Origin of the sequence: Micromonospora echinofusca (assembly GCF_017614955.1) — a bacterium.
GTDB lineage: Bacteria > Actinomycetota > Actinomycetes > Mycobacteriales > Micromonosporaceae > Micromonospora > Micromonospora echinofusca_A.
Window position 1 is genome coordinate 1 of record NZ_WVUH01000123.1, and the last position, 18,454, is coordinate 18,454.

General features: G+C 73.6%; 16 protein-coding genes. 7 read left to right on the forward strand and 9 right to left on the reverse strand.

Going from position 1 to position 18,454, the window contains the following annotated elements; all coding sequences use genetic code 11:
* The 5 genes from GSF22_RS15715 to GSF22_RS15735 all read left to right on the forward strand — a co-directional run.
* Window positions 1-634 (forward strand): AtuA-related protein (locus GSF22_RS15715; RefSeq protein WP_439957784.1); only part of this gene is annotated, 634 nt, incomplete at its 5' end.
* A complete protein-coding gene (locus tag GSF22_RS15720) occupies window positions 631-1,770 on the forward strand; it encodes an acyl-CoA dehydrogenase family protein (RefSeq protein WP_208814328.1) in 1,140 nt (379 codons plus the stop codon). The genes GSF22_RS15715 and GSF22_RS15720, both read left to right, overlap by 4 nt.
* A 22-nt stretch (window positions 1,771-1,792) precedes the next feature.
* Entirely contained in the window at window positions 1,793-3,394 is a 1,602-nt protein-coding gene (locus tag GSF22_RS15725; RefSeq protein WP_208814329.1) for an acyl-CoA carboxylase subunit beta, read from the forward strand.
* A 12-nt stretch (window positions 3,395-3,406) separates the two neighbouring features.
* Window positions 3,407-5,425, forward strand: a complete 2,019-nt coding sequence (locus tag GSF22_RS15730; RefSeq protein ID WP_208814330.1) for an ATP-binding protein — start codon at window positions 3,407-3,409, stop codon at window positions 5,423-5,425.
* A 20-nt stretch (window positions 5,426-5,445) separates the two neighbouring features.
* A complete protein-coding gene (locus GSF22_RS15735) occupies window positions 5,446-6,606 on the forward strand; it encodes an acyl-CoA dehydrogenase family protein (RefSeq protein WP_208814331.1) in 1,161 nt (386 codons plus the stop codon).
* 225 nt (window positions 6,607-6,831) lie between these two features.
* On the opposite strand, the gene GSF22_RS15740 is transcribed toward GSF22_RS15735, so the two are convergent.
* Both GSF22_RS15740 and GSF22_RS15745 read right to left on the reverse strand, forming a co-directional pair.
* A complete protein-coding gene (locus GSF22_RS15740; RefSeq protein ID WP_208814332.1) occupies window positions 6,832-7,857 on the reverse strand; it encodes a hypothetical protein in 1,026 nt (341 codons plus the stop codon).
* Window positions 7,854-8,807, reverse strand: a complete 954-nt coding sequence (locus tag GSF22_RS15745; RefSeq protein ID WP_208814333.1) for a transporter substrate-binding domain-containing protein — start codon at window positions 8,805-8,807, stop codon at window positions 7,854-7,856. The genes GSF22_RS15740 and GSF22_RS15745 overlap by 4 nt, the downstream gene beginning before the upstream one ends.
* A gap of 184 nt (window positions 8,808-8,991) precedes the next feature.
* On the opposite strand from GSF22_RS15745, the gene GSF22_RS15750 reads away from it, so the two are divergent.
* Together GSF22_RS15750 and GSF22_RS15755 are read left to right on the forward strand one after the other, a co-directional pair.
* Entirely contained in the window at window positions 8,992-9,750 is a 759-nt protein-coding gene (locus GSF22_RS15750; protein WP_208814334.1) for an NIPSNAP family protein, read from the forward strand.
* A 50-nt stretch (window positions 9,751-9,800) separates the two neighbouring features.
* Complete coding sequence (locus tag GSF22_RS15755; protein ID WP_208814335.1) at window positions 9,801-10,136, forward strand: hypothetical protein; 336 nt, start codon at window positions 9,801-9,803, stop codon at window positions 10,134-10,136.
* Window positions 10,137-10,157: 21 nt separating this feature from the next.
* On the opposite strand, the gene GSF22_RS15760 is transcribed toward GSF22_RS15755, so the two are convergent.
* The 7 genes from GSF22_RS15760 to GSF22_RS15790 all read right to left on the reverse strand — a co-directional run bounded on the left by GSF22_RS15760 (window position 10,158) and on the right by GSF22_RS15790 (window position 18,110).
* Window positions 10,158-11,696 carry a serine/threonine-protein kinase gene (locus tag GSF22_RS15760; RefSeq protein ID WP_208814336.1) on the reverse strand — a complete coding sequence of 513 codons (1,539 nt, stop codon included), beginning with the start codon at window positions 11,694-11,696 and terminating at the stop codon, window positions 10,158-10,160.
* Between the two features lie 31 nt (window positions 11,697-11,727).
* A complete protein-coding gene (locus GSF22_RS15765; protein ID WP_208814337.1) occupies window positions 11,728-12,183 on the reverse strand; it encodes a hypothetical protein in 456 nt (151 codons plus the stop codon).
* A gap of 84 nt (window positions 12,184-12,267) precedes the next feature.
* Window positions 12,268-16,008, reverse strand: coding sequence for an adenylate/guanylate cyclase domain-containing protein (locus GSF22_RS15770; RefSeq protein WP_208814338.1), 3,741 nt, complete (start codon window positions 16,006-16,008; stop codon window positions 12,268-12,270).
* The gene (locus GSF22_RS15775) at window positions 16,005-16,865 is read right to left on the reverse strand and encodes an MBL fold metallo-hydrolase (protein WP_208814339.1); all 861 of its coding nucleotides are present in this window, start codon (window positions 16,863-16,865) and stop codon (window positions 16,005-16,007) included. Before GSF22_RS15775 ends, GSF22_RS15770 begins: the two co-directional genes overlap by 4 nt.
* A gap of 129 nt (window positions 16,866-16,994) precedes the next feature.
* Window positions 16,995-17,456 (reverse strand): RidA family protein, encoded by a 462-nt coding sequence (locus tag GSF22_RS15780; protein WP_208814340.1) that lies wholly within the window; start codon window positions 17,454-17,456, stop codon window positions 16,995-16,997.
* Window positions 17,453-17,608 carry a hypothetical protein gene (locus tag GSF22_RS15785; protein WP_208814341.1) on the reverse strand — a complete coding sequence of 52 codons (156 nt, stop codon included), beginning with the start codon at window positions 17,606-17,608 and terminating at the stop codon, window positions 17,453-17,455. Before GSF22_RS15785 ends, GSF22_RS15780 begins: the two co-directional genes overlap by 4 nt.
* A gap of 40 nt (window positions 17,609-17,648) precedes the next feature.
* The gene (locus tag GSF22_RS15790) at window positions 17,649-18,110 is read right to left on the reverse strand and encodes a hypothetical protein (RefSeq protein ID WP_208814342.1); all 462 of its coding nucleotides are present in this window, start codon (window positions 18,108-18,110) and stop codon (window positions 17,649-17,651) included.
* Window positions 18,111-18,454: the final 344 nt, after the last annotated feature.

An 18,454-nucleotide genomic window follows, 5' to 3' on the forward strand; every position in this document is an offset into this window, starting at 1 on the left:
GGCCGGGCGGGCCTTCTCGGCGGCGGCCGTGGAGCTGGCGCTGGCCTCCTATCCCGGTTGCACGTTGACCACGCTCCCCGGCGACGCCACCCCGTACGGGGTGTTCACCGCCGACACCGTGCCTCAGTCCGCCGTCGAGCACGTCGCCGTACTCCCGTCCGGCGGGCGGGTCACCGTCCCACCCCCGCAGAGGTGCTTGGAAGGGCCCCTTCCTCTACCGGATCCGATAACGGGGGGCCCTTCCCAACATCTCAGCGGGCAGCGCGACGCCCCGGGCGAGGTGGTCCGGGGGCCGCTGGGCACGGTGGTGGGTGCCCGGTCCGGCGACAAGGGCGGGGACGCCAACCTCGGCGTCTGGGCGCGTACCGACGACGGGTACGCCTGGCTGCGCGACTGGCTCACCGTCGACCGGGTACGCGAGCTGCTGCCGGAGACCGCCTTGCTTCCCGTCGAGCGGTACGACCTGCCGAACCTGCGGGCGGTCAACCTCGTCGTCCGGGGTCTGCTCGGGCAGGGGGTGGCCGCCTCCACCCGGTTCGACCCGCAGGCCAAGGCGCTCGGGGAGCTGCTCCGCGCCCGGATCGTCGACCTGCCGGCGGAGCTGGTCCCGGAGCCGGCCGGCGGGCAGCGGTGAGCATCGTGGACACCCCGGAGCGTCGGCAGCTCCGGGAGCTGACCCGCCGGTTCGTCCGGCAGGAGGTGCTGCCGCACCTGGACTCCTGGGAGCGGGCCGGTGAGGTACCCCGGGAGCTGCACGCCCGCGCCGCCGGGCTGGGTCTGCTCGGCATCGGCTTCCCGGAGAAGGTCGGGGGCAGCGGTGGGGACCTGCTCGACCTGATCGTGGTGACCGAGGAGCTGATCCAGTCGGGCGGCTCGTCCGGGCTGGTAGCGGCGCTGTTCACGCACGGCATCGCGGTGCCGCACATCGTCGCCGACGGCAATCCCGACCTGATCGACCGGTACGTACGCCCGACGCTGGCCGGTGAGCTGATCGGCGCGTTGGCGGTCACCGAGCCCGGTGGCGGGTCGGACGTGATGGGGGTACGCACCACCGCCCGCCGGGACGGCGACCACTGGGTGGTCAACGGCGGGAAGACGTACATCACCAGCGGGGTACGGGCCGATTTCGTCACCACGGCGGTCTGTACCGGCCATCCCGGTGCGGGGCCGTTGGCACTGCTGGTGATCGACCGGGGTACGCCGGGGTTCACCGTCGGGCGGCGGCTGGAGAAGCTGGGCTGGCACTGCTCGGACACGGCCGAGCTGTTCTTCTCCGACGTGCGGGTACCGGTCGGGAACCTGGTCGGCGACACCGACAACGGCTTCCTCGCCCTGATGCGGCACTTCGCCACCGAGCGGCTCTCCCTGGCCACCCAGGCGTACGCGACCGCCCGGCGGTGCCTCGACCTGACCGTGGCGTGGTGCCGGGAGCGGGAGACGTTCGGCCGGCCGTTGGCGAGTCGGCAGCTCGTCCGGCACCGGCTCGCCGAGATGGCCACCCGGGTCGCCGCCGCCCGGACGTACGTGCACGAGGTGGCGACCCGGGTGGTGGCCGGCGAGCCGCTGGTGGTCGAGGTGGCGATGGCGAAGAACGTCGCCGTGGCCGCCTGTGACGCCGTCGTCGACCAGGCCGTGCAGTTGCACGGCGGGTTCGGCTACCTGCGGGACGCCGAGGTGGAGCGGCACTACCGGGACGCCCGGATCCTCTCCATCGGCGGCGGCACCACCGAGATCATGAACGAGATCATCGCGAAGGGGATGGGGTTGTGAAGGTACCCGAGGGGATGCCGCGATGACCGTCCTGACCAGTACGGTCGACCCGCGCGGCGCGGCGTACCGGGCGAACCGGGCGGCGATGCTGGACCGGCTCGCGGAGCTGGACGCGGCACTGGACCTGGCCCGGGCCGGGGGCGGCGAGAAGTACGTCGCCCGGCACCACGCCCGGGGCAAGCTGCTCCCCCGGGAGCGGATCGAGCTGCTGCTGGACCGGGACAGCCCGTTCCTGGAGCTGTCCCCGGTGGCCGGCTACGAGACGGACTTCCCGGTCGGGGCGAGCGTGGTGACCGGCATCGGCGTGGTCGAGGGGGTGGAGTGCCTGGTCGTCGCCAACGACCCGACGGTACGCGGCGGCGCGGTGAACCCGTGGTCGTTGAAGAAGACCCGGCGGGCCGGGGAGATCGCGCTGGCCAACCGGCTGCCGATGGTCAACCTGGTGGAGTCGGCCGGGGCGGACCTGCCCAGCCAGGCGGAGATCTTCATTCCCGGTGGTCGGGTGTTCCGGGATCTGACCCGGCTCTCCGCCGCCCGGATCCCGACGGTCGCGGTGGTCTTCGGCAACGCCACCGCCGGTGGCGCGTACGTGCCGGGCATGTGCGACCACACGATCATGGTGCGGGACCGGGCGAAGGTCTTCCTGGCCGGTCCACCGCTGGTGAGGATGGCGACCGGTGAGGTGACCGACGACGAGTCGCTGGGCGGGGCGGCGATGCACGCCGCCACCTCCGGGCTCGCCGACTTCCTGGCCGAGGACGAGCGGGACGGCATCCGGCTGGCCCGGCGGTGCGTCCGCCGGCTCAACTGGCGCAAGCAGGGCCCGCCGCCGCGTACGCTGCGGCCCGCCGAGCCGAGGTACGACGTGGAGGAGCTGCTCGGCATCGCCAGCGCCGACCTGAAGGTCCCGTTCGACCCGCGTGAGGTGCTGGCCCGGCTGCTGGACGGAAGCGAGTTCGACGAGTTCAAACCCGGGTACGGCAGCGCCCTGGTAACCGGCTGGGGCGAGCTGCACGGCTACCCGGTGGGCGTACTGGCCAACGCCCGGGGGGTGCTGTTCAGCGCCGAGGCGCAGAAGGCGGCGCAGTTCATCCAGCTCGCCAACGCCGCCGACACCCCGCTGGTCTTCCTCCAGAACACCACCGGTTACATGGTCGGCACCGAGTACGAGCAGCGCGGCATCATCAAGCACGGCGCCCTCATGATCAACGCGGTGTCCAACTCGACGGTGCCGCACCTGACGGTGAACCTCGGCGCCTCGTACGGGGCGGGCAACTACGGCATGTGCGGTCGGGCGTACGAGCCCCGGTTCCTCTTCACCTGGCCGAACGCGAAGTCGGCGGTGATGGGGCCGGCGCAGTTGGCCGGGGTGCTGTCCATCGTGGCCCGGCAGGCCGCCGAGGTGAAGGGCCGGCCGTACGACGAGGACTCCGACGCGGCCATGCGGATGATGGTCGAGCAGCAGATCGAGTCGCAGTCCGGGGCGCTGTTCCTCTCCGGCCGGCTCTACGACGACGGGGTGATCGACCCCCGGGACACCCGTACCGTCCTCGGGCTCTGCCTCTCCGCCATCCACAGTGGACCGGTTCGGGGTGCCGACAACTTCGGCGTCTTCCGGATGTGAGGAGCAGTAATCATGATCAGGAAACTCCTCGTCGCCAACCGGGGTGAGATCGCCCGCCGGGTCTTCGCCACCTGCCGCGCCCTGGGCATCGGTACCGTCGCGGTGCACTCCGACGCCGACGCGGACGCCCCGCACGTCGGCGACGCCGACCTGGCGGTCCGGCTGCCCGGCAACGCACCCGCCGACACGTACCTCCGGGCCGACCTGGTGATCGACGCGGCCCGCCGGTCCGGTGCGGACGCCGTGCACCCCGGTTACGGTTTCCTCGCCGAGAACGCCGACTTCGCCGCCGCCGTGGTCGACGCCGGGCTGACCTGGGTGGGGCCACCGCCGAAGGCGATCGCCGCGATGGGCGACAAGATGGCCGCGAAGGCGCTGCTCGCCGAGGCCGGGGTACCGATGCTGCCGACCTTCACCGGGCCGGAGCAGATCACCGGGTTCCCGGTGCTGGTGAAGGCGTCCGCCGGGGGCGGCGGGCGTGGCATGCGCATCGTCCGTGACCCGGCGGAGCTGGCCGACGCGGTGGCGTCGGCCGAACGCGAGGCGGCGGCCGCGTTCGGTGACGGCACGGTCTTCATCGAGCGGTACGTGGAACGCTCCCGCCACGTCGAGGTGCAGATCTTCGGCGACAGCCACGGCACGGTGGTCAGCCTCGGCGAACGCGAGTGCTCCATCCAGCGCCGGCACCAGAAGATCGTCGAGGAGGCCCCGGCGGTCGTTCCGGCCGACCTGCGGCAGCGGCTCGCCGACGCGGCGGTCGCCGCCGGCCGGGCGGTCGGCTACGTGGGCGCCGGCACGGTCGAGTTCCTGCTCGCCCCGGACGGGGAGTTCTACTTCTTGGAGATGAACACCCGGCTCCAGGTGGAGCACCCGGTCACCGAGTGTGTCACCGGGCTGGACCTGGTCCGGCTGCAACTGCTGGTCGCCGAGGGTCGGGCGCTGCCGGTCACCGACGCGCCGCCGACCACCGGCCACGCCATCGAGGTACGGCTCTGCGCCGAGGACCCGGCCGCCGGCTTCCTGCCGGCCACCGGCACCCTGCACCGGTTCGCCGTACCGCAGGTGGCTGCCGAGTTCGCCGCGCTGTCCGGGCCCGGCCTGCGGCTGGACTCGGGGGTACGCGACGGCTCCGTGGTCGGGGTGCACTACGACTCGATGCTGGCCAAGCTGGTCGCCTGGGCGCCCACCCGGGACGAGGCGGCCCGGCTGCTGGCCGGCGCGCTGGGCCGGGCCGAGCTGCACGGGGTCACCACCAACCGGGACCTGCTGGTCCGGGTACTCGACAGCGACAGTTTCCGGGCCGCCGAAATCGACACCGGCTTCCTGGACCCGCACCCGGAGGTCTTCACCCCGCTGCGACCGGCCGGGGGCGTACGCCTCGCCGCGCTGGCCGCCGCGCTGGCCGGGGCCGCCGCCCGCCGGGCGGACGTACCCGTACTGGCGGGGTTGCCGTCCGGCTGGCGCAACGTGCCGGCGGTGCCGCAGTGCTGCCGGTTCGCCGGGCCGGACGGCGAGTTGGAGGTGACCTACCGGCTGGACCGGTCCGGGGCGCTGGCCGCCTGGTCGGCCGAGCCGGCCGGGGCGGCGGAGGCGACCTCGCCGGCAGCTCCGACGGCGACCGGACCGGTGGCGGCGGAGCCGGCGGTGGTGCTGGTGTCGGCGTCCCCGGAACGGGTGGTACTGGACGTGGCCGGGGTACGCCGTCCCTACACGGTGCACCGGGTGGGCGCCGACCACCTGGTGGCCGACGCCGAGGGGACGGTCACTCTCACCGAGTTGCCCCGGTTCCCCGAGCCGACCGCCGAGCTGGCCGAGGGTTCGCTGGTCGCGCCGCTGCCCGGCACGGTCAGCCGGGTGCACGTCGAGCCGGGGCAGCGGGTGGCCGCCGGTGCGCTGCTGCTGACCCTGGAGGCGATGAAGCTGGAGCACCCCGTGCTCGCCCCCGCCGACGGGGTGGTCGCCGAACTGCCGGTGCCGGTGGGCGGCCAGGTCGACACCGGCACCGTGCTCGCCGTCGTCTCGTCCGAGTAGACACCCCTGGGAGGGCCGCGATGAACTTCGACCTCACCGACGAACAGGACCAGCTCCGTGACGCCGTACGGGCGTTGGGCCGACGCTACGGCCACGAGTACTTCGTGGCCAGGGCCAGGGCCGGGGAACACACCACCGAACTGTGGGCCGAGGCCGGCCGGCTCGGCTACCTCGGGGTCAACATCCCCACCGAGTACGGCGGGGGCGGCGGCGGCATCACCGAGCTGGCCATCGTCTGCGAGGAGTTGGCGGCGGCCGGCTGTCCGCTGCTGCTGCTGGTGGTCTCCCCCGCCATCGCCGCCACGGTCATCGCCCGGCACGGCACCGAGGAGCAGCGGAAACGGTTCCTGCCCGGGTTCGCCGACGGCTCGCTGAAGGTGGTCTTCGCGATCACCGAACCGGAGGCCGGGTCCAACTTCCACCGGCTCGGCACCGTGGCCCGGCGGGACGGCGACGACTGGCTGCTCTCCGGGCGCAAGTGCTACATCTCCGGGGTCGACGAGGCGCAGTTCGTGCTGGTCGTCGCCCGGACCGAGGACGCCACCACCGGGAAGCTCAAGCCGGCGCTGTTCGTCGTACCGACCGACGCGGCCGGCATGACCCGGTCGAAACTGGACATGGAGATCCTCTCCCCGGAGAACCAGTTCCTGCTCTACCTCGACGACGTGCGGCTGCCCGCCGACGCGCTCGTCGGTGACCTCGACTCGGGGCTGCCGGCGCTCTTCTCCGGGCTGAACCCGGAGCGGATCACGGTGGCCGCGATGGGTGCCGGCACCGGCCGGTACGCCATCGAGCGTGCCTCGGCGTACACCGCGACCCGGAAGGTGTGGGGTGGTCGGACGATCGGCTCGCACCAGGGGGTGGCGCATCCCCTGGCGCACGCGGCCGTGCAGGTGGAACTGGCCCGACTGATGATCTACAAGGCGGCCACCCTGTACGACGCGGGACGGGACCTGGAGGCCGGGGTCTCCGCCAACATGGCCAAGTACGCCGCCGGGGAGGCCGCCGCGCTCGCCGTGGACACCGCCGTCCAGGTGCACGGTGGGGCCGGCATGACCACCGAGTACGGGGTGGCCACCCTGCTCGGGGCGGTACGCGCCGGCCGGATCGCCCCGGTCAGCCGGGAGATGATCCTCAACTTCGTCGCGCAGCACGTCCTCGGCCAGGACAAGTCGTACTGAGCAGGGCGGCCAGGTCGAGCTGCCGGCCCACCGGGCCGCCGACGCTGTCGAGCTGCTGGCACGGATGGAGCGCTCCGCATGTGCCAGCAGCTCGACAGCGTCCGCGCCGGACCACACGGGGTCCGGGCAGCGCCGTCCGGCACGAGGTGCGGGGCCGCGCCGTCCGGCACGAGGTGCGGGGCCGCGCCGTCCGGCACGAGGTCCGGGCCGCAGGGCCGGGACGGCTCAGCCGGGTACGGCGGTGCGGCAGGCGGCGTCGAGGCGTTGCACCGGTCGGACCCGGCGGCCCAGCCCCTCCAGCAGCGAGTCGTCGACGTGGAAGTCGCGTACCCAGAGCCGGTGCCGGGGCAGTTCCGCCTCGGTGGGGCAGAGCACCTGCCCGCCGACCCGGTCCACCGGCACGTACCGCACGCCGCCACGTTCCTGGAGGATCACCACGTTGACGTCGTCGGTGGTCACCACGTGCCCCCGGATGTCCTCCGTCCCGCCGGTACCGTCGTCCACGGTGGTCACCGTCAACGGCAGCACCGGTGACGTGATCACCGGTACGGCCGCCCAGACCAGCATCGCCAGGACAGCGGCCTGGGTACCCACCGCGAGCGGCTGCACCACCAGCCGGGGTACCGGGCCGGTGATGCCGAGCGCCAGCAGCGGCGGGGCGACGAAGAGCAGCACCGCGACCAGTTCCTCCTGCACCCAGGCGTCGAGCACGGTGGGCAGCAGCAGCCAGTAGTAGCCGCCGAGCAGGAGGGCGAGCAGCAGGATCCGGGGTACCCGGCGCTCGTGCAGGCGCTGCGGGCTGAGCTGGAGGGTGGCGGCGAGTGCCGGCAGCAGTAGCGGCAGGTAGAGGATGTGCCAGGTGGCCACGGCCACCGCGAAGCTGGCACCGATGAACCAGGCCGGGGTGATGTCGAGCCAGCGGGCGAAGAGCGGTCGGCGGAAGCCGTCCAGCCGGGCGGCGCTGACCCCGAGCACCGAGCCGATGGCGAAGACCGCCACCAGGCCGGTCGAGACGAACCGGGCGGCGGTGGTGAACATGCCGGCGACCAGGTTCACCGGACCGACGTTCGCCACCAGCAGCAGGGTGGTCTGCAACTCGCCGCCGGCCTCCACGCCGAGGCGAAGCACCGAGAAGACCGCCGGTACGCCGACCACCACGGTCCAGAAGGACTGACTGGAGCGTTCCCGGCGGACCGTCGCCTCGTCGACGGCCGGGACGGCGACGCTACGCGGCCCCACCGTCGCAGTCATCGACTGCGGGTCTTGTCGTCGAAGTCGACCAGTTCCGGGACGTTCTGCGGGGGCGGCTGCTTCCGCCCCGGCTTGACGTAGTTGCCCAGCGTCGCGTTGTAGGCCGCCTGCCAGGGGTTGGCCTCACCCCGGCGGCTGGCCAGGTAGCTCTTGTTCAGGAAGAACGCGATCAGGTCCCGCAGGTGCGGGTCGGTCTTCGGTACGCCGACACCGAGCAGTTCGGTGGCGCCGAAGGGCATGTCGACGATCTCGAACTGGCCGGGATGCTGGTAGCGGAACCCGGCGAGGATGGTCTCGTCCGAACTGACCACGTCGTACTCGTTGGCGATGATGCCGTCGACGCACTCCCGGACGGTCGCCCGCGTCGCCGGCTTGATGCCGAGCCTGATCAGCTCCTGCTGGCTGGTCGAGCCGCCGCTGGCGCAGACCCGGACCCCGGCGGCGCTCAGGTCGTCGATGGTGCGGATCTTGTCCCGGAGCCGGACCGGGATCAGCACCTCCTGGGTGGTCACCAGGTAGGGGCCGGCGAAGCTGATGTCCCTCTCCCGCTCCTCGGTCATCGAGAAGGCGGCGACCACGAAGTCGACGTCGCCGCTCTGCAACGCCTCGATCCGCTTCTCGGTGCCGAGCTGGACCAGGGTGACCGCGTCGTCGACCCCGTCGAACGCGCCGTTGACCCGGTAACCGAGCGACTCGGCGATGTAGCGCGCGATCTCCACGTCGAAGCCGCTGTAGACCCCGTTGCGCTGCTCGCTGAGCAGCGGTTGGGAGATGCCGATACCGACGGTCAGCTTCGGCTGCCCGTTGATGTGGGTCTTCTCCATCTTCTCCCGGACCGTGGGGATGGAGCGTTCCTTCTCCTGGCAGCCGGCGCCGGCGGCGAGCGTCAGGGTCAGGGTGACGGACAGGGCGGTGGCGATGGACCGGAGACCGGCCGGCGTTCTGTTCATCGGCGTCCTCGTCCTGGTGACGGATCGGATGCCCAGCGTAGCTACCCGGATCACCGGGCGCGATCGACCGAACGACCCGGGGTGAGGGCACAGTGGACCGCCCCACCTCTGGTCCGGCCCTCGGATCGGCGCACTCCCCGGATCATGACAAGGGCTGACAGGATCCCGCACTAGGGTCGCCCGCATGACCGCACGCACCACCGGGGCCGCACGGCCCACCGGTACCACCTGCACCGTTGTCGAGCTGCGGCAGTACACGCTGCATCCGGGGCGCCGGGACGACCTGATCGACCTCTTCGAACGTGAGTTCGTGGAGAGCCAGGAGGAGGTCGGGCTCCGGATCCTCGGTACGTTCCGGGACCTGGACCGCCCCGACCGGTTCGTCTGGCTCCGGGGCTTCGCCGACCTGGCCAGCCGGCTCACCGGGTTGACCACCTTCTACTCCGGCCCGGTCTGGCGGGCGCACCGGACGGCAGCCAACGCGACCATGATCGATTCCGACGACGTCCTGCTGCTCCGCCCCACACCCGCCGGGCGCCCCTGGTCGCACCCGGGTCCGCCGCCGGCTCCGGTCCCCACCGGCGGTACCGGGCCACTGGTGGCCGGCATGGTGTACCCGTTGCCGGTGTCCGCCGGGGACGGGCTGCGGTACCTGGACGACGAGATTCGGCCGGCGCTGGAGCGGGTGTTCCAGGTCCCGGTGTGGACCCTGTGTACCGCGCCGGTGGCGAACGACTTTCCCGCACTACCGGTGCGGGAGGGCGAGAACGTCTACGTCTGGCTGGCGGCGTTCGCCGACGACGGGCACCACGAGCAGGCCACCGCACGCCTCACGACCGACCCGGAGTGGCGGGACGTCCTGGCACCCCGGCTCGACGGCCTGCTCGCCGGGGCACCCTGGACGCTCCGGCTCCGTCCCACCGCCCGTAGCGCCTTCCGCTGAGCCGAAGGCACGGGCTGGACGAGTCGGGTACCGCAGGGGATCATCGGAGCGTGAGACGCCCCGGTACGGCCCGCAGCATCGCGCTCCTCGCCGCTCTCGGCTCGGTCGGCCTGGTGGTCGCCATCGTCCTGGTGGAGGGCAGCCTGACCAGGGTCGCCCTGGCCCTGTTCGGCGTGCTGCTCGCGATGGTCTGCACCGTGGCCCTCGGCGCGGCCCGCAACCGGCCACCCGAGCCGGCGGATCCGCCCGCGCCGGCGCCGGCCGAACGGCCGGCAGGCCCGCAGGCCGGCACCCAGATCGACGCGATAACCCTGGAGGCGCTCACCCCCATCCGGGACCACCAGGGCAGACGCGGGCCCGCCGGGCCGATCCAGCGGCACCCCTGACGGCCCTACGGCGACTCCCGGTCAGCCGTTGGTGAGCGTCGGCCCGCTCAGCGCGTCGGCTCCCCGGCCGGCCAGGCAGCGGTAGGTGCGGTCACCGGCCGTCGAGCCGGTCGGCGGGAGCACCTCGAACCGCCAGCCGGTCGTGCTCATCAGACCGGTGGTCACCCGGAAGGTGACCTCGTTGCAGACCTGCCGTACGGTCGGGTCCGCCCCGACCCGTTCGTGGTCGGTCGCCGGCACGCCCGGTGGCAGATCACCCTGGGCGTAGCTCTCCCAGGTGTGCGGCCCCTGGCAGGACACCTGCTCCGCCTCGGCCCGCCGTCGGCTGATCTCGATCGGGCCGAAGCACTCCAGGTCCGTGGAGCAGCGACCACCACCGGGCAGGGTCACCAGGCAGCCCGGCAGTGCGCCACCACCCTGTCGGGAGGGCGTGTTCCAGGTGCTGCTGGCCGTGCTGGGCGACGGGCCCGGGTCGGCGGGACCCTTGGCCAGCCACGCCCCGGCGGTCGCCGAGGCGGCCAGGGCCAGCACCCCGACGCTGCCACCGAGGAACCAGCGTCGACGTCGTCGGGCCGGCGGGGTGGGTACCGTCGGGTGGCTGTCCTCCACCGGCGGCCGGGGCGTGGGGTGACCGGTCGTGGTGTGGGTGTGCTGGCCGCCCGTGTACCAGCCGACGGTCGGGCCGCCGGAGGTCGGCGTCACCGGGGGCCCGAACGACGGGCCGGGCGCCGGGGGCCCGAGTTGCAGACCGGCCAGCAGGTCACGCAGCTCCACCGCCGACGGGCGGGCGCCCGGGTCGTTCGCCATTCCCGCGCGGAGCAGGTCGACCAGTTCCGTCGGCACCCCGGGCAGCCCGGGGATCGGCTGGTGGAACATCTCCAGCACGGTGACCAGACTGGGGTTGCGCTCCGACTGCCAGCGGGGTGGCCGGCCGTGCATGACGGCGTAGAGGGTGGCGCAGAGCGCGTACACGTCGACGGCGGGCGACGGGTCGTGGTGGCTGAACATCTCCGGCGGCGCGTACGCCGGGGTCAGCACCTCCAGCGTGACCGTCGGATCCCGGACCTCGGCCAGGACGGCGAGCCCGAAGTCGGCCAGCACCGCCGGGTTGAAGTGCGAATAGAGGATGTTGGCCGGCTTCACGTCACGGTGCAGCACCCCGGCCGCGTGCGAGTGGGCGAGCGCGTCGGCGATCTTCACCCCGAGGTCGCGGGTCTCCACCGGCCCCAGCGGCGAGGTACGCATCCGCTCGGCGTACGAGCCGTCGCACAACTCCATGATCAGGTAGGGGTGCTGGTCCGGGGTGACCCCGACGTCGAAGAGATCCACGACGTGCGGGTGTGACGACATCCGGCCGGCCGCCCGGGCCTCCCGCAGGAACCGGGCCTGGTCCCGTTCGCTGTCCAGGGTGCGGTTCTCCACCTTGACCGCCACCTCGCGGCCGACGGACATCTGGGTCGCCCGGTAGACGGTGGCGTAGCCGCCCCGGGCAAACACCTCCAGATCCGTCAGTCCAGGCACGACGGGCAGCGGCAGCGCGCCGGGCGGGGTGTCGGTCACGGCTCTGAAAATACCCAACCGGTCCGACTGGTCAGCGTCCCGCGTCCGTGGACGCGACGGGCCGGGTCGACGGACGACCCGACGGACGGCGACTGTCGTACCAGAGTCCCCAGCCGGTGAGCAGCGCACCGACCCCCTCCCAGACCGCCACCCCGGCGAACCGGCCGGGTGTCACCCCGGTCAGCACCAGAGCCAGGAACACGGTGCAGGTGAGCAGGCGGAAGGGCACCGTGAACCGGTAGAACGCCCGCCACTCGGTGGCCGACGCGACCAGGTAGTAGACGCCCATGTTGAGCGACGCCATCGAGGAGGCCGCCATGAACGTCCGGGTGTGGTCGCCGGAGGCCCGTTCCCCCGGCGGCACCGACTCGAAGCCCATCAGGCCGAGCAACGTGTCGGGCCGGACCAGGCCGACGATCCCGAGCACCAGGGCGATCAGGCCGAAGACCGCGATCGTCCAGCCCGCGACGGAGCGGGGCAACGACATGGCGATCCTCCCGGGAGGGACGGCACCGGTGCCACTGTGGACTGTCCCGGCGGCCGGCAGGATTGCCGGCGTGGAACTGCCACGCTAGCCGGTGGCGCCGGCGGAAGCATCAGCGGAACCGACAACCTCGACGGACACCCCGGCCAGTCGGGCGCGCAGGGCGTCCGCGCCGGCCCGCTCGCCGCGCTGCTCGGTGGCGTACGCCAGGCGTACCGCCTCGTCGGCGGCAGCGAGCGCGTCGTCGTCGTGGCCGTTGGCGGCCAGGGTCTCGGCCAGCACCTCGGCGGCCACCACCCGGCTGCGCACGTCCTCCGCCGGTGCCGCCACCGCCCGGCGGGCCCAGTCCAGCGCCTGTTCCCGCTGTCCGATGGCGAGCAACGCGGAGGCGTACCGGGCCAGGGTCTGCCGGCGGGAGAAGAGCAGGGCGGGTGCGTTGGCGGCGGTCGCCACCGGGGCGAGCAACCCGACGGCGGTACCGGCGTCCCCGGCGGCGAGCCGGGCCGTGGCGAGCAGCACCCGGGGCCCGACCTGGGCCGGTGCCTGCGGGTTGTGCGGCTCGACCGCCGCGAGTACCGCCCGGGCGTCCCGCTCCGCCGCCACCACGTCACCGGAGTCCAGGGCGACGAACCCGCGCAGCGTCCCGGCCATCCCGGTGAGCAGCGGGTGCGCGGTCCGTTCGCCGAACGCGAGCGCGTCGGTGAGCAGGTCGGCGGCGTGTTCCGACTCGCCGAGCCCACGGGCCACCACCCCGCGTACGACCAGCGCGAAGCCCCGCCCCCAGTCGTCCGAGGCGGCGACGAAGTCCCGGTACGCCCGCCGGGCCTCCCGGTCGGCCTCGGCCAGGTCACCCAGTTCGGCGGTGGCGAACGCCTCCACGGCACGCAACGTGCCGACCGCCCACGCCTCACCGACCCGCTCCCCGAACGGCAGGAACACCCGGGCCAGCCGGCACGCCTCACCGAGCCGACCGGCGAGCAGCCGGGCGAACGCGGTCGTACCGCGCAGCCAGGCCCGCCCGTACGGGTCACCGAGTTGGGCGAAGAGCCGGGCGGCCCGGCCGAGCACGGCGTCGGTACCGGCGAAGTCGCCCCGGGTGGTGGTCACCCAGGCCAGGTTCTGCAACGACCACGCCTGCCCGCGTACGTCCTTCGCGGCGAGGCTGACCTGGTACGCGGCGGCGAGGCGGCTGCTGGCCTGCCCGAGCCGGCCGCCGAGGAAGTCGGCCATGCCGAGCCGGCGCATCGCCGAGGCGCGCTGCCCCGGCAGTCCGGCGACGGTGGCCACCTGGAGGGCCTCCTGCCAGGTGTCCACGGCCCGTTGCCGGTCCCCGAGGCTCTGGTACGCCTGCCCGGCGACGAGCAGCGCACTGGCCCGGGTACCGCTGTCGTCCCCGGCGTCGGCGCCGATCTTCTCGGCGTAGGCGAGGGCCTCGGCGGCCCGGCCGACCTGGAGCAGCGCCCGGGCGTGCACCAGCCGGTCGGCGGCGGAGACGAGTTCCCCGGCGAGCGCGGCAGCCCGCTCGGCGTACTCGACCGCGGCGACCGGCTCCCCGGCGGAGAGCGACCGACGGGCGGACCGGCCGAGGGCCGTCACGCCCAGCGGGGTGACCGTACGCGCCACCGCGTCCGGCCGCAGCCCGACCGCGTCGGCGAGCGCGGCGGCCCGTTCGACGTGGTCGGCGACGAACGCGTCCCGGACCGCCTCGGTCATCCCGGCCGGCGGGGCCGTCCCGGTGCCGGTACCGGTGACCGGCGGGGCCGCCCAGCGGGCCAGCGCGGCGTGCCGTTCGGCGAGGTCGGCCTTGCTGATCCCGGTGTAGGTGGCCTCCCGCATGAGCGGGGTGGCGAAGGCGTACCCGGTACGGGTGCGGTGCAGCATCCGGCGTTGCAGCAGTTCCTCGACGGCCCGGTCGAGTTCGACGGCGACCACGGCGGCCGGCCGGCCGTCCCGGCCGGACCGGCGTTCCTGCAACGCCTCCAGGGCACCGGTGGGCACGGTGTCACCGATCACCGCCGCGTCCCGCAGCACCGACCGTGCCTCGGTGGGGAGCGCGTCGATCCGGGCGGCGAGCACGGCGGCCAGGTCCCGGGAGAGCAGCCGGCTGCCGAGCGACCCGGGGGCCAGCCGCCAGAGCGTCGTGCCCCCGGCACCCGCCCCGTTGGGCCCGGCCCCGGCCCGGTCGGCACCGGCCCGGGTACCCCGGTCGGCGCCGGCACCACGGCTGCGGTCGGCGAGCGCCGCCCGGTCGGTGACCGGGGTGAGCGCGCCCCGTTCCATCAGCAGGGTGACCAGTTCGGCGAGGTAGAACGGGTTGCCCTGGGCGGTGGCGAGCAGCCGGTCGGCGTCGGCCTGGGGCAGCTTGCCACCGTTGAGGTAGGTGGTGAGCAGCCGGGCGGCGTCGGCACCGCGCAGCGGCGGCAGGGCGTGCACCTCGGCGTCGGCGACCCGGGTGAGGGTGCCGGCGGTACGGACCAGTTCCGGCCGGCCGAAGAGGAGGACCAGTACCGGCCCGGTGAGCCGGGAGAGGGTGCCGCCGAGGGCGTTGATGGTCTCCGGGGTGGCGTCGTGCAGGTCGTCGACGATCACCACCAGCGGGGCTTCGGCGGCGAGCCCGCTGAGCAGTTCGGCGACGGCGGTGGGCAGCGCCTCCGCGTCGGGTGCCGGCCCGGCCGAGGCCCACTCGCCGGCCTGTGCGGTACCGCCGTGCCCGGTCGGCAGTTCGGCGTAGCCGAGCAGGCCGAGGAGCTGGTCGACGGCGATCGGCGGCGGGTCGGGACGGAGCCGGGCCAGCCGCTGGCCGAGCCGGCGCAACCGTTCCTCGACCACGGCACGGGTGACCGCGGTGGCGTTGTCGCCGGGCAGGCCGACCGCGGCCCGGACCAGGTCGGCCAGGGGTGCGAGCCGGCGCCGCTCGCCGAACGCGACGCAACGGACCGAGAGCACCCGGGCGCCGGTGTGCGCGGCGTACCGGCCGGCGCCCACGTCGTACCCGGCGGCGAGCCGTTCCGCCTCGGCGGCGAACCGGCTCTTGCCGATGCCCGCCTCGGCGGTCATCAGCAGTACCCGGGGTTCACCCCGGTCGATGACCTCGGCGAGCCGGCCGGCGACCCGACCGATCTCGGTCTCCCGGCCGACGAAGGGCGCCTCGTCGCCGAGCCCGGAGCGGGTACCCGGTGCGTCCAAGAGGCCGAGCAGTTCGTACGCCTCGACCGGCTCCCGTTTGCCCTTGAGCTTCAGCGGGCGCAGGGCCCGCCAGGAGGCGACGTGCCGGGTGGCGGCGGCGGTCCGCGAGCCGGCGTAGACGGCGCCGATGGCGGCGGCGTCGGCGAGCCGGGCGGCGGTGTTCACGGTGTCGCCGATGACGGTGTACTCGATGGCGGCCTGGATGCCGGCGATGACGTCACCGGTGTTCAGCCCGACCCGCAGTCCCAGCGGTGCGCCACCGCCCCGCTCGTCGTCGAGTACCCGTCGGACGGCCCGCTGCATGGAGAGCGCGGCGCGGACGGCGCGTTCGGCGTCGTCCTCGTGGGCGACCGGGGCACCGAAGACGGCCATGATCCCGTCCCCGGTGAGCTTGTCGACGTGCCCGCCGAAGGTCTTCACCGCGCCGGCCAGCGCGGCGAGGACCCGGTCGGTGACCGCGCCGACCCGTTCCGGGTCGAGGTCCTCGGACCAGGAGGTGAAGTCGGAGAGGTCGCCGAAGAGCACGGTGACGACCCGCCGCTCGGCGGCGGGCAGGGTGGCGGCGGCCGGCAGCGCGGCTCCGCAGTTGTGGCAGAACCGGGCGCCGGGTACGGCGACGGTTCCGCACACCGGGCAGGTCACGGCTGGTCCAACCCACCGACCCCGGGGTCGGATTCCCGCGCCGCTGCGCCAGCGTCGGCACCGTCCCGCGCCAGGTGGGCGAGCTGGGCGCGGACGGACCACTCGGCGGCGGGCCAGAGTGCCCGGTCGACGTCCGCGTAGACCCGGGCGACCACCTCGGCGGCGGTGCCGGCGCCGCCGGCGACCGCCGCCCGGACCTGGTCGAGCCGGGCCCGGCGGTGGGCGAGGTAGAAGTCGGCGGCGGCACCGCAGTCGGCCAGCGCCGGGCCGTGGCCGGGCAGGGCGGGGATCTCCCGGTACGCCGAGAGCAGTTCCAGGCTGGCGAGGTAGTCGCCCAGGTCCCCGTCGGGGTGGGCGACCACGGTGGTGCCCCGGCCGAGGATGGTGTCCCCGGTGAACACGACCTGCTCACCGGCGTACTCGACGAGGAAGCAGACCGAGTCGCCGGTGTGCCCGGGGGTGGGGAGCAGTTCGATCCGGCAGCCGGTGTCGACGGGTGCCGTCCAGGAGCTGCCGGCCAGGGGTGCACCGGCGAGGGTGTGCGCCGGGTCGGCGGCGAGTACGGGTACCCCGTCGAGCAGTTCGTGCAGGCGCCGGACGCCGTCGGTGTGGTCGGGGTGGCCGTGGGTGACGAGGACCAGCCCGACCGGGGCGTGTGCGGCGATCCGGGTCAGGTGCCCGGCGTCGTCCGGCCCGGGGTCGATCACGATCGAGTGCCGCCCGCCCGGGGGGCTGAGTACCCAGGTGTTGGTGCCGTCGAGTGTCATCGGGCCCGGGTTCGGGGCGCGCAGCAGCGTCACCCAGCCCGGGAGCCCGTCGGCGAGCGCAGCCGCCGGTGCTGTCACATGCCCCGCCATGGCTGTGATCGTACGACCCTGCCGGCAACTCCCCGCGATCTTGCAGTTCCGGCCCTCGTTATGCACCCTTCAGGCGGATACGTCGGGGCCGAAAGCGCAAGATCGCGGGGCAGGTGGGGTATCGCCGGGTCAGTCGACCTCGACGATGACCTCGACCTCGACCGGGGCGTCCAGCGGCAGCTCGGCGACGCCGACCGCGCTCCGGGCGTGCCGGCCCGCCTCGCCGAAGACCGCGCCGAACAGGTCCGACGCGCCGTTGATCACACCCGGCTGCCCGGTGAAGCCCGGCGCCGAGGCGACGAACCCGGTCAGCTTGACGATCTTGACCACGTTCTCCAGGCCGACCAGCGAGTCGATCGCGGCGAGCGCGTTGAGGGCACAGCGCTGGGCCAGGTCCTTGGCCTGCTCGGCGGAGACCCCGGCGCCGACCTTGCCGGTGGCGAGCAGCTTGCCCTCGGCCATCGGCAGCTGGCCGGAGACGTAGACGTGCTTGCCGGACTGCACGGCCGGTACGTAGCTGGCGACCGGCGGTACGACCTCGGGCAGGGTCAGCCCCAGCTCGGCCAGCTTCGCGTGCGCGCCACCGCTCATGCCTTGGGCCGCTTCAGGTAGGCGACGAGCTGCTCCGGGTTCGGGCCGGGCACCACGCCGACGAGTTCCCAGCCGTCCTCGCCCCAGTTGTCGAGGATCTGCTTGGTCGCGTGCACCAGCAGCGGCACCGTGGCGTACTCCCACTTCTGCATCGCTTGAGCGCTCCTAATCTGTGGAATGGTCGGCGACAGCCTACGGGCTGACCGGCCGCCGGGGCGCGGGACGACGCTCGGAGCCGGCCGGCGGCTCGCCGCAGGGCCCCCGGTGGTTGTACCGCTGGGGGCACCGGGAGCGGTCCGGCAGCAGCAGGTCGCAGAAGACCCGGTGCCGGTTGTTCTGGTCGTCGACGGTGGAGACGGTGGTCTCCCCCGGGTCGAGTTCCGACATGTAGCCCAGTGACACGGCCACGGTGCAGGCCAGACCGGTCGCGGCGGCGAGATCGTCGACCCGGACCGGCAGGTGGATCACGTACCCCGCGCCCTCGTCGTCGCGGGTCGCCCGGGTGGGCCGGGACAGGCTGCGCAGCTCGTCCGGTTGGTCGGTCACCCGCCGGTACGCCCGCTCGTTGACCGGCATGGCCCCGGGTACCGCCCGGCGGCCGTCGTCACCGTTGGAGAAGTGGCTACGAGGGGTGTTGTCCGCAGCATCGCGCATGCCGTGCCTCCCGGCGTTGTACCTGTCCGTCGCTTACCGCGTCCCGGTCGGGCCACCCGCCCGTGCCGGCCCCCCGCACCGGGACGACGGTAGGCAGGAAACCCGACAATGACAACTGGACGCGCTTATTTGGTGACAATCAGTCACCAATCTGATTGATCCTCACTCCCTCCCGGAGCGGGCAGCACGGATCGGTCGATGGCCGATAACCTCTCCGTCGAACGCGCACGTACCGACCGGCGCACCGAGGTCCATCCCGGGGGAGACCGATGACCCAGCCGCCCAACGGCGACCCGAACCAGCCGCCGAACGGACCGGCGTTCCCGCCCGCGCCGGGTGTGCCC

Bases quoted from the DNA above. Each gene is read 5' to 3' on its own strand.
- GSF22_RS15740 (WP_208814332.1), bottom strand. From the start codon at position 7,857: ATGACTGCGACGGTGGGGCCGCGTAGCGTCGCCGTCCCGGCCGTCGAC.
- GSF22_RS15775 (WP_208814339.1), bottom strand. From the start codon at position 16,865: ATGGCGGGGCATGTGACAGCACCGGCGGCTGCGCTCGCCGACGGGCTC.
- GSF22_RS15730 (WP_208814330.1), top strand. From the start codon at position 3,407: ATGATCAGGAAACTCCTCGTCGCCAACCGGGGTGAGATCGCCCGCCGG.
- GSF22_RS15790 (WP_208814342.1), bottom strand. From the start codon at position 18,110: ATGCGCGATGCTGCGGACAACACCCCTCGTAGCCACTTCTCCAACGGT.
- GSF22_RS15745 (WP_208814333.1), bottom strand. From the start codon at position 8,807: ATGAACAGAACGCCGGCCGGTCTCCGGTCCATCGCCACCGCCCTGTCC.
- GSF22_RS15735 (WP_208814331.1), top strand. From the start codon at position 5,446: ATGAACTTCGACCTCACCGACGAACAGGACCAGCTCCGTGACGCCGTA.
- GSF22_RS15780 (WP_208814340.1), bottom strand. From the start codon at position 17,456: ATGAGCGGTGGCGCGCACGCGAAGCTGGCCGAGCTGGGGCTGACCCTG.
- GSF22_RS15725 (WP_208814329.1), top strand. From the start codon at position 1,793: ATGACCGTCCTGACCAGTACGGTCGACCCGCGCGGCGCGGCGTACCGG.
- GSF22_RS15765 (WP_208814337.1), bottom strand. From the start codon at position 12,183: ATGTCGTTGCCCCGCTCCGTCGCGGGCTGGACGATCGCGGTCTTCGGC.
- GSF22_RS15785 (WP_208814341.1), bottom strand. From the start codon at position 17,608: ATGCAGAAGTGGGAGTACGCCACGGTGCCGCTGCTGGTGCACGCGACC.
- GSF22_RS15750 (WP_208814334.1), top strand. From the start codon at position 8,992: ATGACCGCACGCACCACCGGGGCCGCACGGCCCACCGGTACCACCTGC.